This is a genomic window from Shigella sonnei (genome assembly GCF_002950395.1).
In the GTDB taxonomy this organism is placed as follows: Bacteria; Pseudomonadota; Gammaproteobacteria; order Enterobacterales; family Enterobacteriaceae; genus ECMA0423.
On the sequence record NZ_CP026802.1, the window covers coordinates 3,147,922 to 3,162,700 of the forward strand.

General features: G+C 52.5%; 11 protein-coding genes. 6 read left to right on the top strand and 5 right to left on the bottom strand.

Translation table 11 applies throughout. The annotated features are described in order from the left end of the window. Window positions 1–202: 202 nt before the first annotated feature. Both mgtA and mgtL read right to left on the bottom strand, forming a co-directional pair. Window positions 203–2,899 carry a magnesium-translocating P-type ATPase gene (gene mgtA / locus C1P89_RS16375; RefSeq protein WP_000471866.1) on the bottom strand — a complete coding sequence of 899 codons (2,697 nt, stop codon included), beginning with the start codon at window positions 2,897–2,899 and terminating at the stop codon, window positions 203–205. Between the two features lie 140 nt (window positions 2,900–3,039). After that, the gene (gene mgtL, locus C1P89_RS16380; RefSeq protein ID WP_001387276.1) at window positions 3,040–3,093 is read right to left on the bottom strand and encodes a mgtA regulatory leader peptide MgtL; all 54 of its coding nucleotides are present in this window, start codon (window positions 3,091–3,093) and stop codon (window positions 3,040–3,042) included. A gap of 184 nt (window positions 3,094–3,277) precedes the next feature. Here mgtL and treR point away from each other — a divergent pair, with 184 nt between their 5' ends. The 5 genes from treR (at window position 3,278) to nrdG (ending at window position 10,624) form a co-directional block, all read left to right on the top strand. Continuing rightward, window positions 3,278–4,225 carry a trehalose operon repressor TreR gene (gene treR / locus C1P89_RS16385; RefSeq protein WP_001181324.1) on the top strand — a complete coding sequence of 316 codons (948 nt, stop codon included), beginning with the start codon at window positions 3,278–3,280 and terminating at the stop codon, window positions 4,223–4,225. A gap of 118 nt (window positions 4,226–4,343) precedes the next feature. Next, a complete protein-coding gene (gene treB, locus C1P89_RS16390; protein WP_001299664.1) occupies window positions 4,344–5,765 on the top strand; it encodes a PTS trehalose transporter subunit IIBC in 1,422 nt (473 codons plus the stop codon). Window positions 5,766–5,814: 49 nt separating this feature from the next. Next, on the top strand, window positions 5,815–7,470 hold the full coding sequence (gene treC / locus C1P89_RS16395; RefSeq protein ID WP_001344094.1) for an alpha,alpha-phosphotrehalase: 1,656 nt from the start codon (window positions 5,815–5,817) through the stop codon (window positions 7,468–7,470). A gap of 393 nt (window positions 7,471–7,863) precedes the next feature. Continuing rightward, window positions 7,864–10,002 (top strand): anaerobic ribonucleoside-triphosphate reductase, encoded by a 2,139-nt coding sequence (gene nrdD, locus C1P89_RS16400; RefSeq protein WP_000187773.1) that lies wholly within the window; start codon window positions 7,864–7,866, stop codon window positions 10,000–10,002. A gap of 157 nt (window positions 10,003–10,159) precedes the next feature. After that, window positions 10,160–10,624, top strand: coding sequence for an anaerobic ribonucleoside-triphosphate reductase-activating protein (nrdG, locus tag C1P89_RS16405; RefSeq protein WP_001106222.1), 465 nt, complete (start codon window positions 10,160–10,162; stop codon window positions 10,622–10,624). Between the two features lie 44 nt (window positions 10,625–10,668). On the opposite strand, the gene cybC is transcribed toward nrdG, so the two are convergent. Next, a complete protein-coding gene (cybC, locus tag C1P89_RS16410) occupies window positions 10,669–11,055 on the bottom strand; it encodes a cytochrome b562 (RefSeq protein WP_001232251.1) in 387 nt (128 codons plus the stop codon). 183 nt (window positions 11,056–11,238) lie between these two features. Beyond that, window positions 11,239–12,591: a metalloprotease PmbA gene (gene pmbA / locus C1P89_RS16415; protein WP_001162161.1), complete on the bottom strand. Its 1,353-nt coding sequence runs from the start codon at window positions 12,589–12,591 to the stop codon at window positions 11,239–11,241. Window positions 12,592–12,684: 93 nt separating this feature from the next. On the opposite strand from pmbA, the gene yjgA reads away from it, so the two are divergent. Further along, window positions 12,685–13,236 (top strand): ribosome biogenesis factor YjgA, encoded by a 552-nt coding sequence (yjgA, locus tag C1P89_RS16420; protein ID WP_000166270.1) that lies wholly within the window; start codon window positions 12,685–12,687, stop codon window positions 13,234–13,236. 82 nt (window positions 13,237–13,318) lie between these two features. Here yjgA and mpl read toward each other — a convergent pair whose 3' ends face one another. Next, window positions 13,319–14,692, bottom strand: coding sequence for a UDP-N-acetylmuramate:L-alanyl-gamma-D-glutamyl-meso-diaminopimelate ligase (gene mpl / locus C1P89_RS16425; protein ID WP_001219818.1), 1,374 nt, complete (start codon window positions 14,690–14,692; stop codon window positions 13,319–13,321). Window positions 14,693–14,779: the final 87 nt, after the last annotated feature.

Here is a 14,779-nt window from a genome sequence, read left to right on the forward strand (position 1 = left end):
TGATGGAAATCCGGGCTATCATGCCCGGATTAAGTCTGATGACAAACACAAAATCGCCTGATGCGCTACGCTTATCAGGCCTACGTGATTCCTGCAATTTATTGAATTTGTTGGCCGGATAAGGCATTTACGCCGCATCCGGCATGAACAAAACTCACTTTGTCTGCAATCTGAATCCAGGCCACCATGCCCAGTTGATTCTTTATTGCCAGCCGTAACGACGGCTATAAAATCCTTTCACCAGTTGGGTTAACGTCATATACCCTGCCAGAATCGCAACCAGCCACGGGAAATAGCTTAACGGCAGCGCCTGCAGTTGCAGATAACTGGCCAGCGGTGAAAACGGCAATGCGATCCCGACAATCATCACGATCACGGTCATGATCATTAACGGCCACGATGCACAGCTCTGAATAAACGGCACACGGCGGGTGCGGATCATATGCACAATCAGCGTTTGCGACAGCAAGCCCACCACAAACCATCCCGACTGGAACAGCGTTTGCGTTTCCGGCGTGTTGGCATGGAATACCCACCACATCAGGCAAAACGTCAGAATATCGAAGATCGAGCTGATCGGTCCGAAGAAGATCATAAAGCGCCCCAGATCCGCCGGATTCCAACGCTGCGGCTTTTGAATTTGCTCGTCGTCGACGTTATCAAACGGGATCGCCACCTGTGACACATCATACAGCAGGTTCTGAATAAGCAAGTGTAACGGCAACATCGGCAGGAAGGGCAAGAAAGCACTCGCCACCAGCACGCTGAACACATTACCGAAGTTGGAGCTCGCCGTCATTTTGATGTATTTCAGCATGTTGGCGAAAGTGCGACGTCCTTCAATAACCCCCTCTTCCAGCACCATCAGGCTTTTTTCCAGCAGGATGATATCAGCCGCTTCACGGGCAATATCTACCGCGCCGTCCACAGAAATGCCGATATCCGCAGCGCGTAAGGCGGGCGCATCATTAATACCATCGCCCATAAAGCCAACCACATGCCCTTCGCGCTTCAGTAAGGTCACAATGCGTTCTTTATGCATCGGCGTCAGACGAGCAAACAGCGTGGTGCGCTGTGCGAGATTTGCCAGTTCGTCGTCAGATAGCGTTTCAATATCACTACCAATGACCACCTCTCCCGCGTCCAGCCCCACTTCATGGCACACTTTCGCTGCAACTAACTCACTGTCGCCAGTAAGGATTTTTACGGTAATTCCACTCGCTTTTAATGCCTTCAGTGCCGGAGCAGTTGTCTCTTTTGGCGGATCAAGGAAAGCAATATATCCTTCGAGGATCAGGTCGGATTCATCCGCCCGCTGGTAATCTCCTTCACGCGCTGGCAGGTATTTCGTCGCCACCGCAACCACGCGCAGCCCCTGACGATTCAGCGTATCAGTAACCCGCTTAATCTTACGCAGCATGATGTCATCGAGCGGCACAATCTCGCCATTGTGACGCACCTGCGAACACACATTGAGGATTTCCTGCAATGCACCTTTGCAAACCAGCTGATGGTGCTCGGTATTTTCTGCCACTACCACCGACATCCGGCGACGCTCGAAATCAAACGGAATCTCATCAATTTTTTGCCAACGGCTGGCCAGAGAGCGCGCTGACTCTTCATCCGTACCTTCGAGCACCGCTGTATCGAGTAGGTTTTTAAGTCCGGTCTGATAATGACTGTTCAACCACGCGCTATGCAGCACGCGTTCGCTGGTTTTACCGGAGATATCGGTATGATTCTCCAGCACAATTTTGTCCTGTGTCAGGGTGCCAGTTTTATCAGTGCACAGAATATCCATTGCGCCAAAGTTCTGAATAGCATCCAGATGTTTGACGATCACTTTCTGTTTCGACAGCTTTACTGCGCCGCGCGCCAGCGTCGAGGTAACAATCATCGGCAACATTTCCGGCGTTAAGCCTACCGCGACCGAAAGCGCAAACAGTGCCGCTTCCCACCAGTCGCCTTTGGTGTAACCGTTGATAAGCAACACCACCGGAGCCATCACCAGCATAAAGCGAATCAGCAGCATACTGACGCGGCTGATCCCCTGCTGAAAGGCATTCGGCTCGCTTTCCTGCTCACTAACACGCCCCGCCAGTTGACCAAACCAGGTGTTGGCTCCTGTAGCAATCACCATTGCTTGTGCCGTGCCGCTCACCACGGTGGTGCCCATAAAACACAGGGTGTCACACTCCAGCGGATTGCTGTGCTCCGGCTGGCGAGTGGTAGCGGCTTTTTCCACGGGCAGAGACTCACCGGTTAACGACGCCTGAGCGACGAACAGATCCCGCGCCTGCAAGATACGTAAATCTGCCGGGATCATATCCCCCGCCGCCAGTTTTATAATATCGCCGGGCACCAGCTGGTCGATCGGGATCTCCAGCCAGCCATTTTCGCCTTTGTCGTTAATTACGCGCAGCACCGTCGCGGTATTGCTGACCATCGCTTTCAGGGCATCTGCCGCTTTAGTGGAACGTGCTTCCTGAATAAAGTTCAGCAACGTAGAAATAGCGACCATTAGCGCGATAACGCCCGCGGCAAATAAATCTTCAGTGGCGTAAGAAATAGCGCCGAGAATGGTGAGTAAAATATTAAATGGGTTGCGATAGCAGACCCATAAATGTACCCACCACGGCGACGGTTGTTGTGCGGGTAATTTATTTTCACCATGTTGTTCGCGGGCAGATTCCACTTCCGCCTGATTTAACCCTTCCGGATGGGTGTCGAACGTTTTCCACAATTCTTCTTCGGGCATCACCGCCATTTTCAGGCAATGCGCACTTAAGGACGGCGGGACCGCCGTATTCACTGTCTGCTGCGCGCCAGGCAATGGATCGCGATGAACCAGACGGGAAGGTAAATGGCGAATGAGCCGGGTAAAAATTTCTTTAAACATAAGGAGTCCCTCCGCACTGTCTGAAACAGTACAGAAATGTCTTCAGGCGTGGCGAAGCCTTACCTGAAGGTAATAAAGCTGAGCAGGGACGTTAAAACGTCACGGCCTTACGCATCCGGTAGCGCCGTGAAAAGACGGGCTTACCGGAAAAGTTTTAATCTCCGTCGAGGGAGAGGCGTGGGATCAGGTTCCATATAACCTCCGGTAAGTGAAAAAAGCGCCGCAAATAATAAGGAGAATCCAATAATATTCGTAGCATTTATGGCGATATAATACTTGCTGGCAACTAAACCAACGATAAACCAGACTTTACCCATTGCTGAATGCACGGGTAAAGTTAGGCTCAAATAATTAAACAACACGTTACAGGACAACAGGATGCAAAATCGGCTGACTATCAAAGACATCGCACGCTTAAGCGGCGTGGGGAAATCTACAGTTTCCCGGGTGCTGAATAACGAAAGCGGCGTGAGCCAGCGCACCCGCGAGCGTGTTGAAGCAGTGATGAATCAGCATGGATTTTCCCCTTCCCGCTCTGCGCGCGCTATGCGTGGGCAAAGCGATAAAGTGGTCGCCATCATTGTTACCCGTCTGGATTCGTTGTCAGAAAATCTCGCCGTTCAAACCATGCTGCCAGCGTTCTATGAACAAGGTTACGACCCAATCATGATGGAAAGCCAGTTTTCCCCGCAATTAGTTGCCGAACATTTGGGGGTGCTGAAACGGCGTAATATCGACGGCGTAGTGCTGTTCGGTTTTACTGGCATAACAGAAGAAATGTTAGCCCACTGGCAGTCATCGCTGGTTCTGCTGGCGCGTGACGCAAAAGGCTTTGCTTCGGTCTGTTATGACGACGAAGGGGCAATCAAGATCCTGATGCAACGGCTGTATGACCAGGGGCATCGTAATATCAGTTATCTCGGCGTGCCGCATAGTGACGTGACAACCGGTAAGCGACGTCACGAAGCCTACCTGGCGTTCTGCAAAGCGCATAAACTGCATCCCGTTGCCGCTCTGCCAGGGCTTGCTATGAAGCAAGGCTATGAGAACGTGGCAAAAGTGATTACGCCTGAAACTACTGCGTTACTGTGCGCAACCGACACGCTGGCACTTGGCGCAAGTAAATACCTGCAAGAGCAACGCATCGACACCTTGCAACTGGCGAGCGTCGGTAATACACCGTTAATGAAATTCCTCCATCCGGAGATCGTCACCGTAGATCCCGGTTACGCCGAAGCTGGACGCCAGGCGGCCTGCCAATTGATCGCACAGGTAACCGGGCGCAGCGAACCGCAACAAATCATCATCCCCGCCACCCTGTCCTGATCGTTTCCTGAACGATAAATTGTGATCTTCGCTGCATTTCGGGAACGTTCCCGTTTTTAAATTTTTCCGCGCAATATATTCTGCAGCCAACCAAAAATGTCATCTGCCATGGGGCTTTATGATGAGCAAAATAAACCAAACGGATATCGATCGGTTGATTGAACTGGTCGGCGGGCGCGGCAATATTGCGACGGTGAGCCACTGTATTACTCGCCTGCGCTTTGTCCTCAACCAACCGGCCAATGCCAGACCGAAAGAAATTGAGCAACTCCCCATGGTGAAAGGCTGTTTCACCAATGCCGGGCAATTTCAGGTGGTGATTGGCACCAACGTGGGTGATTACTATCAAGCACTAATAGCGTCAACCGGACAGGCGCAGGTTGATAAAGAGCAGGTAAAAAAAGCCGCCCGGCAGAATATGAAATGGCATGAGCAGTTGATCTCTCATTTCGCGGAGATCTTCTTCCCGTTGCTGCCCGCGTTGATTAGCGGCGGTTTGATCCTCGGTTTTCGCAATGTGATCGGCGATTTGCCCATGAGCAACGGTCAGACGCTGGCGCAAATGTACCCTTCCCTGCAAACGATCTACGATTTTCTGTGGTTGATCGGTGAAGCGATTTTCTTCTACCTGCCGGTCGGGATTTGCTGGTCAGCGGTGAAAAAAATGGGCGGCACGCCGATCCTTGGTATCGTGCTTGGCGTGACACTGGTTTCCCCCCAGCTGATGAACGCTTATCTGCTCGGGCAGCAGCTGCCGGAAGTGTGGGACTTTGGCATGTTCAGCATCGCCAAAGTGGGCTATCAGGCGCAGGTGATCCCGGCACTGTTAGCCGGGCTGGCGCTGGGCGTTATTGAAACTCGCCTTAAACGCATCGTACCGGATTACCTCTATCTGGTGGTGGTGCCCGTCTGTTCGCTGATCCTCGCGGTGTTCCTCGCCCATGCGCTGATTGGTCCGTTTGGTCGCATGATTGGCGATGGCGTTGCCTTTGCGGTACGTCACCTGATGACCGGCAGCTTTGCTCCGATTGGTGCGGCATTGTTTGGCTTCCTGTACGCGCCGCTGGTGATCACCGGCGTACACCAGACCACCCTTGCTATTGATTTGCAGATGATTCAAAGCATGGGTGGCACGCCAGTGTGGCCGCTGATTGCGCTGTCGAATATCGCTCAGGGCTCCGCCGTGATAGGCATTATCATTTCCAGCCGCAAGCACAATGAACGCGAGATCTCCGTGCCTGCCGCTATCTCCGCCTGGCTTGGGGTCACTGAGCCTGCAATGTACGGCATCAACCTGAAATATCGCTTCCCGATGCTGTGCGCGATGATTGGTTCTGGTCTGGCAGGATTGCTATGCGGCCTGAACGGCGTTATGGCGAATGGTATCGGCGTAGGGGGCCTGCCGGGAATTCTCTCGATTCAACCGAGCTACTGGCAGGTATTTGCGCTGGCAATGGCTATCGCCATCATCATCCCGATTGTACTCACCTCGTTTATCTATCAGCGGAAATACCGCTTGGGCACGCTGGACATTGTTTAATTTTCTTCGGGGCGCAATTGCGCCCCCTCGCATTTGCAGGAATAACGTAATGACTAATCTTCCCCACTGGTGGCAAAACGGCGTTATCTACCAGATTTATCCAAAGAGTTTTCAGGACACCACGGGTAGCGGCACCGGCGATTTACGTGGCGTTATCCAACGCCTGGACTATCTGCATAAACTGGGCGTTGATGCCATCTGGCTAACCCCCTTTTATGTCTCTCCCCAGGTCGATAACGGTTACGATGTAGCGAACTATACGGCGATTGATCCCACCTACGGCACGCTGGACGATTTTGACGAACTGGTGACGCAGGCAAAATCGCGCGGGATTCGTATCATTCTCGATATGGTGTTTAACCATACCTCTACCCAACATGCCTGGTTTCGCGAGGCGCTGAACAAAGAAAGCCCTTACCGCCAGTTTTATATCTGGCGCGATGGCGAACCAGAAACGCCACCGAACAACTGGCGTTCAAAATTTGGCGGTAGTGCGTGGCGCTGGCATGCGGAAAGCGAACAGTACTATTTGCATCTCTTTGCACCAGAACAGGCGGATCTCAACTGGGAGAATCCAGCGGTACGCGCAGAGCTGAAAAAAGTCTGTGAATTCTGGGCCGATCGTGGGGTCGACGGGTTGCGCCTGGATGTGGTGAATCTGATCTCCAAAGACCCGCGTTTCCCTGAAGACCTGGATGGCGACGGGCGTCGCTTCTACACCGACGGGCCACGAGCACACGAGTTTTTGCACGAGATGAACCGCGATGTGTTTACGCCACGCGGGTTAATGACCGTAGGTGAAATGTCCTCCACCAGCCTTGAGCATTGCCAGCGATACGCGGCACTGACAGGCAGTGAATTGTCGATGACCTTTAATTTTCATCACCTGAAGGTCGATTATCCCGGTGGTGAAAAATGGACGCTGGCTAAACCTGACTTTGTGGCGTTGAAAACATTGTTCCGCCACTGGCAACAAGGAATGCACAACGTGGCATGGAATGCCTTGTTCTGGTGTAACCACGATCAGCCGCGCATTGTTTCTCGCTTTGGTGATGAAGGTGAATACCGCGTGCCTGCGGCAAAAATGCTGGCGATGGTGCTGCATGGCATGCAGGGAACGCCGTATATCTACCAGGGCGAAGAGATTGGCATGACCAACCCGCATTTCACGCGCATTACTGACTATCGCGACGTGGAGAGCCTCAATATGTTTGCCGAGCTGCGCAACGATGGTCGTGATGCCGACGAGTTATTGGCAATCCTCGCCAGTAAATCCCGTGACAACAGCCGCACGCCCATGCAATGGAGCAACGGCGATAATGCCGGGTTTACGGCTGGCGAACCGTGGATTGGCCTGGGCGATAACTATCAACAAATCAACGTAGAAGCCGCGCTGGCCGATGACTCCTCGGTGTTTTACACCTACCAAAAGTTAATCGCACTGCGTAAGCAAGAAGCCATCCTGACATGGGGCAATTACCAGGATCTGCTGCCAAACAGCCCTGTATTGTGGTGCTATCGCCGTGAATGGAAGGGGCAAACCTTGCTGGTCATTGCCAACCTTAGCCGTGAGATCCAACCCTGGCAGCCAGGGCAAATGCGCGGCAACTGGCAGCTTGTGATGCATAACTACGAAGAAGCCTCACCACAACCCTGTGCCATGAATTTACGGCCTTTTGAGGCTGTCTGGTGGTTACAGAAGTAAATCTTCCCTAAGCCCCGGTAATGCCGGTCATTCCGGGGTTTTGTCTGTCAGCATGTTGTTTTTGTTGATTTTTCAACCAGCAAATTCATTAAAAAATTTACATAACGCTGTAGCGCCCGTCATCCGTACGCTCTGCTTTTTACTTTGAGCTACATCAAAAAAAGTTAAAACATCCTTGATGCAAAGCACTATATATAGACTTTAAAATGCGTCCCAACCCAATATGTTGTATTAATCGACTATAATTGCTACTACAGCTCCCCACGAAAAAGGTGCGGCGTTGTGGATAAGCGGATGGCGATTGCGGAAAGCACCGGAAAACGAAACGAAAAAACCGGAAAACGCCTTTCCCAATTTCTGTGGATAACCTGTTCTTAAAAATATGGAGCGATCATGACACCGCATGTGATGAAACGAGACGGCTGCAAAGTGCCGTTTAAATCAGAGCGCATCAAAGAAGCGATTCTGCGTGCAGCTAAAGCAGCGGAAGTCGATGATGCCGATTATTGCGCCACTGTTGCCGCGGTTGTCAGCGAGCAGATGCAGGGCCGCAACCAGGTGGATATCAACGAGATCCAGACCGCAGTTGAAAACCAGCTGATGTCGGGTCCATACAAACAACTGGCTCGTGCTTACATCGAGTACCGTCACGATCGCGACATTGAACGTGAAAAACGCGGTCGCCTGAACCAAGAGATCCGTGGTCTGGTCGAGCAGACCAACGCCTCGTTACTCAACGAAAACGCCAACAAAGACAGCAAGGTGATTCCAACCCAGCGCGACCTGCTGGCCGGGATCGTGGCTAAACACTATGCACGCCAGCACCTGCTGCCGCGTGACGTGGTGCAGGCACATGAGCGTGGCGATATTCACTATCACGATCTCGATTACTCGCCGTTCTTCCCGATGTTCAACTGCATGTTGATCGACCTGAAAGGCATGCTGACCCAGGGCTTTAAAATGGGGAACGCCGAGATTGAACCGCCGAAGTCGATCTCTACGGCAACCGCGGTAACTGCGCAGATTATTGCTCAGGTCGCCAGCCATATTTATGGCGGCACCACCATTAACCGTATCGATGAAGTGCTGGCGCCGTTTGTTACCGCCAGCTACAACAAACATCGCAAGACCGCAGAAGAGTGGAACATCCCGGACGCCGAAGGCTACGCTAACTCTCGTACCATCAAAGAGTGCTACGATGCCTTCCAGTCGCTGGAGTACGAAGTAAACACCCTGCACACCGCCAACGGTCAGACGCCGTTTGTAACCTTTGGTTTTGGTCTGGGCACCAGCAGGGAATCGCGCCTGATTCAGGAATCGATCCTGCGTAACCGTATCGCAGGCCTCGGTAAAAACCGTAAAACTGCGGTGTTCCCGAAACTGGTGTTTGCGATTCGCGATGGCCTGAACCATAAAAAAGGCGATCCGAACTACGACATCAAACAGCTGGCGCTGGAGTGCGCAAGCAAGCGCATGTATCCGGATATCCTGAACTACGATCAGGTAGTGAAAGTCACCGGTTCGTTTAAAACCCCGATGGGCTGCCGCAGCTTCCTCGGCGTGTGGGAAAATGAAAACGGCGAGCAGATCCACGATGGTCGTAACAACCTCGGCGTGATCAGCCTGAACCTGCCGCGTATTGCTCTGGAAGCAAAAGGCGATGAAGCCACCTTCTGGAAGCTGCTGGATGAACGTCTGGTGCTGGCACGTAAGGCACTGATGACCCGTATCGCTCGTCTCGAAGGCGTGAAAGCGCGCGTCGCCCCGATCCTCTATATGGAAGGTGCTTGTGGCGTACGTCTGAATGCTGACGATGATGTTTCTGAAATCTTCAAAAACGGTCGTGCGTCTATTTCGCTGGGTTACATCGGCATCCACGAAACCATTAACGCGCTGTTCGGCGGCGAGCATGTTTACGACAACGAGCAGCTTCGCGCGAAAGGTATCGCCATTGTTGAACGTCTGCGTCAGGCAGTGGATCAGTGGAAAGAAGAAACGGGTTATGGTTTCAGTCTCTACAGCACGCCGAGTGAAAACCTGTGCGACCGCTTCTGCCGTCTCGATACTGCTGAGTTTGGCGTGGTGCCGGGCGTGACCGATAAAGGTTACTACACCAACAGTTTCCACCTTGATGTGGAGAAGAAGGTGAACCCGTACGACAAGATCGACTTTGAAGCGCCTTACCCGCCGCTGGCGAACGGTGGTTTCATTTGCTACGGCGAGTATCCAAACATTCAGCACAACCTGAAAGCGCTGGAAGATGTCTGGGATTACAGCTATCAGCATGTACCGTATTACGGCACCAATACACCGATTGATGAGTGCTACGAGTGTGGCTTTACCGGTGAGTTCGAGTGCACCAGCAAAGGCTTCACTTGCCCGAAATGTGGTAACCATGACGCCTCCCGTGTGTCGGTAACTCGCCGCGTGTGCGGATATTTAGGTAGCCCGGATGCGCGTCCGTTTAACGCCGGTAAGCAGGAAGAAGTTAAGCGCCGCGTTAAACATTTGGGGAATGGGCAGATAGGTTAATCTTCACTCTGCGTTAAGCAAATGCCGGATGCGGCGTAAACGCCTTATCCGGCCTACATTTGGCAACGGCTGTAGGCCTGATAAGACGCGACAGCGTCGCATCAGGCATTGATTACCGGATGCAGCCTACACGCGGACTGATAAGCCAGGCGAAATAATGAATTATCATCAGTACTATCCTGTCGACATCGTCAACGGCCCCGGCACTCGCTGCACCCTGTTTGTCTCCGGGTGTGTTCATGAATGCCCCGGTTGCTATAACAAAAGCACATGGCGGGTAAATTCTGGTCAGCCATTTACCAAAGCAATGGAAGACAAGATCATTAAAGATCTGAATGACACTCGTATCAAACGCCAGGGGATTTCCCTCTCCGGCGGCGATCCGCTGCATCCGCAAAACGTGCCGGATATTCTGAAACTGGTAAAACGCATCCGCGCCGAGTGTCCGGGTAAAGACATCTGGGTGTGGACAGGCTATAAACTCGACGAACTCAACGCTGCGCAAATGCAGGTTGTTGATTTGATTAACGTGCTGGTCGACGGCAAATTTGTGCAGGATTTAAAAGACCCTTCCCTGATCTGGCGCGGCAGCAGCAATCAGGTGGTGCATCATTTGCGATGATAAGTTCCCTGTTACCTGAGTGCAGGCAACAGGGAAATGAGGAATTAACGATACTTCTGGTGATAGGCGTTGCGGGTCGTTTTCAGTTGCTCTGCAGCAGCCTGCGCTTCTTTTACTTTACCTTCATTTGCCAGCTTCAGCGCGTCGTCAATCTGACCGACCAGAATGTCGAAACCGTGGCGGAAATCTTTCATTTCCGGGCTGTCCGGTGATTTATCTTCGAGCTTCGGCGGCGTTGCTTTTTGCGCATCCAGCGCTGCGGCGCGCATCTTCGTTAACGCGTCTTTGACTTGCGTCGCGTTATCGGCTTTTTCGACCACTTTTAAATTGTCGTTGAGGGTTTCCATATTGTCTTCAAGATCAGCGGCAAACGACGCCGAACTGAATACCAACGAGGAGACTGCAAGAATAGCTAACAGGCTTTTACGCATTGCTCACTTCCTTTTTTATTTACACTTCATCCTTCACACTGCCTCATCGACAGCTACGCTCATTCGACCGGGTCACGTACTACGAGTACGCTCCCCGGCTCTCATTCACTTTCCGTCTCGATGCAGTGCGAATGATTTTGTGTAATTTTTTAGTTTATAGCGCGGCAGGTCGCGCCAGTTTTTTTACTGTCCGGCGATTTTCATCTCCGGCAACAGCACAGAACCACACTGTATATTACTGCGTGTTTCAATATCGTTACCGACGGTGACAATATTGCGCCACATATCTTTTAAATTACCTGCGATGGTGATTTCGCTCACCGGATACTGAATTTCGCCATTCTCTACCCAGAAGCCCGCAGCACCACGGGAATAATCACCGGTAATGGCACTCACGCCCTGGCCCATCAGCTCCGTCACCACCAGCCCGGTGCCCATCTCTTTGAGCATTTGTTCGAAGCTTAGCCCTTGTCCGGCAATCCGCCAGTTGTGAATACCGCCCGCATGTCCGGTGCTTTTCAGCCCAAGTTTTCGCGCCGAATAGCTGGTCAGCAGCCACTGAGTCAGGATGCCATCTTTAATAATATCGCGACGCTCGGTGCGCACACCTTCGCTGTCGAATGGCGTCGACGCCAGCCCTTTCAGCAGATGCGGATGCTCTTCAATGGTCAGCCAGTCCGGCAGAATTTGTTTACCCAGCGAATCCAGCAGGAAGGTAGATTTACGATAAACCGATCCACCCGCTATCGCCCCCACCAGATGCCCAAAAAGCCCAGTTGCCACTTCATTGGCAAAAATGACTGGCGCTTTCATGGTGGAGAGTTTACGCGGTAACAGGCGCGATAAAGTACGGCGAGCACAGTCGGCCCCAACCCACTCTGGCGTTTGCAGATCGCTCATCGCGCGCCCAATGGTGTAGGCGTAATCACGCTCCATATCGCCATTTTCTTCGGCAATTACACAGCTGGAGAGCGAATGACGCGTTGAGCAGTAACCCTGCAACATGCCGTGGCTGTTGCCAAAAACTTTGACACCGTAGTGGCTGTTAAAGCTGCCACCTTCGGTATTGGTGATACGTTTATCCGCCTGTAATGCTGCCTGTTCTGCGCGGGCCGCCAGTTCAATGGCTTCATCCGGGGAAACTTCCGCAGGGTGGAACAAGTCGAGATCTGGTGCGTCAAAGGCCAGCAGCTCTTTGTCTGCCAGGCCGGCACAGGGATCTGGCGAGGTATAACGGGCAATATCCAGCGCCGCCTGTACAGTACGGGCAATGGCCTGCGGGCTTAAATCGGTGGATGATGCGCTACCTTTGCGGTTCTGGTGATAAACAGTGATCCCCAGCGCGCCATCGCTATTGAATTCAACATTCTCCACTTCACCATAACGCGTGCTTACGCTAATGCCGGTGGTCTTGCTGACGGCAACTTCCGCACCGTCCGATTTGCCTGAGGCCAACTCCAGCGCAGTGGAAACTGCTTCTTCCAGAATCTTGCGCTGCGCTTCAACTTGAGAGATTACTTTCATTGCAAGTGCCATAATGTAGAGAGTTTCTCTGAAGTCTAACAGAGAACCGTTTTTCAGTGCGCATCTTAACTGGTAACATTAGCCTCTTTTTTTAAGGAGCCTGAGATGACTAAGCAGCCCGAAGACTGGCTCGACGACGTTCCCGGTGATGACATCGAAGACGAAGACGATGAAATTATCTGGGTCAGTAAAAGTGAAATTAAACGTGATGCCGAGGAGCTAAAACGCCTTGGCGCGGAAATTGTTGATCTGGGGAAAAACGCGCTGGATAAGATCCCGTTAGATGCGGATCTGCGCGCGGCTATTGAGCTCGCCCAGCGTATTAAGATGGAAGGTCGCCGCCGCCAGTTGCAGCTCATCGGTAAGATGCTGCGCCAGCGCGACGTAGAGCCTATTCGTCAGGCGCTGGATAAGCTGAAAAACCGTCACAACCAGCAGGTGGTGCTGTTCCATAAACTGGAAAACCTGCGCGATCGTCTGATCGATCAAGGTGATGACGCCATCGCTGAAGTATTGAATCTGTGGCCCGATGCCGATCGTCAGCAACTGCGTACACTGATCCGCAACGCGAAGAAAGAGAAAGAAGGGAATAAGCCGCCGAAATCCGCACGCCAGATTTTCCAGTATCTGCGCGAACTGGCGGAGAATGAAGGGTAATTTTCGTTGTTGATGTGAGTATGGTTTGCCGGATGCGGCGTAAACGCCTTATCCGGCAATGCTATATCAGGCTGAAGCCGAATTACTGCGCAGCTTCCGCCTTCTTCGCCAGACCATCCAGCAGTTTCTGATGGATCCCACCAAAACCGCCGTTGCTCATCACCAGAATATGGTCGCCAGGCTGAGCGGTTTTCACCACCATATCTGCCAGCGTATCCACATCGCCACTCCAGTGTGCAGGCTGAACGCAGGCTTCTGCCACTTCTGCCACCTGCCACGGAATATGCGCCGGTTGCAGCAGGAAGACTTCATCGGCACGACCTAATGAAGGTGCCAGATCGTCTTTGCAGATCCCCATTTTCATGGTATTCGAGCGCGGTTCCAGCACAGCAATAATGCGCGCCGTACCACCAACTTTGCCACGCAGCGCCGCCAGCGTTGCCAGAATCGCCGTCGGGTGATGGGCAAAATCGTCATATACCGTGACGCCATTCGCTTCACCACGCAACTCCAGACGGCGACGAGCATTAATAAACGAACCCAGCGCGTTAGCGGCATCTGCCGACGCTACACCAACATGGCGAGCCGCTGCAATCGCCATCAGGCCATTGTGCATATTATGTTCGCCTACCAGCGACCATTTCACTTCGCCCACTTTTTCGCCATCCAGCAAAACTTCCCATTCGGAAGCATCGGTGGTCAGCTTTTTCGCCTGCCAGTGACCCTGCTCACCCACCAGCTCCTGCTCGCTCCAGCAGCCCATCGCCATGGTCTGTTTCAGGTTGATGTCATTTTCCGGCCAGATAATACGGCCCTGCCCCGGAACGATACGCACCAGATGGTGGAACTGTTTCTGGATCGCTTTCAGGTCGTCAAAGATATCGGCGTGATCGAACTCAAGGTTGTTGAGGATCAGCGTACGCGGGCAGTAATGGACAAATTTAGAGCGTTTGTCGAAGAAGGCGCAGTCGTACTCATCCGCTTCGATAACAAAGAAGTCGCTTTCGCCCAGACGCGCCGAAACCTCAAAGTTCCCCGGCACACCGCCGATCACAAATCCCGGTTTGTAACCACACTGTTCCAGAATCCAGGTCGCCATTCCCGCGGTGGTGGTTTTGCCGTGTGTACCGGCAACGGCCAGCACCCAGCGGTCGCGCAGCACAAAATCGTGCAGCCACTGTGGACCTGACATATAAGGGATGTTTTTTTCCAGTACCGCTTCCACACACGGATTTCCACGGGTCATGGCGTTGCCAATAATCACCAGATCCGGCTGCGGCTCGAGCTGGCTGGCATCGTAACCCTGAATCAGCTCAATGCCTTGCTTCTCAAGTAAGGTGCTCATCGGCGGATACACATTGGCGTCCGAACCCGTTACTTCATGGCCTAACTGGCGCGCCAGCATCGCCAGACCGCCCATAAATGTGCCACAAATTCCTAAAATATGAATGCGCATACGTCACTATCCTTTTTTAATCTGCCGCTCATTTTACGCATATGTCGGGCAAGTGAGAAACGCATTTCAGGATAATCCGCAATTTGC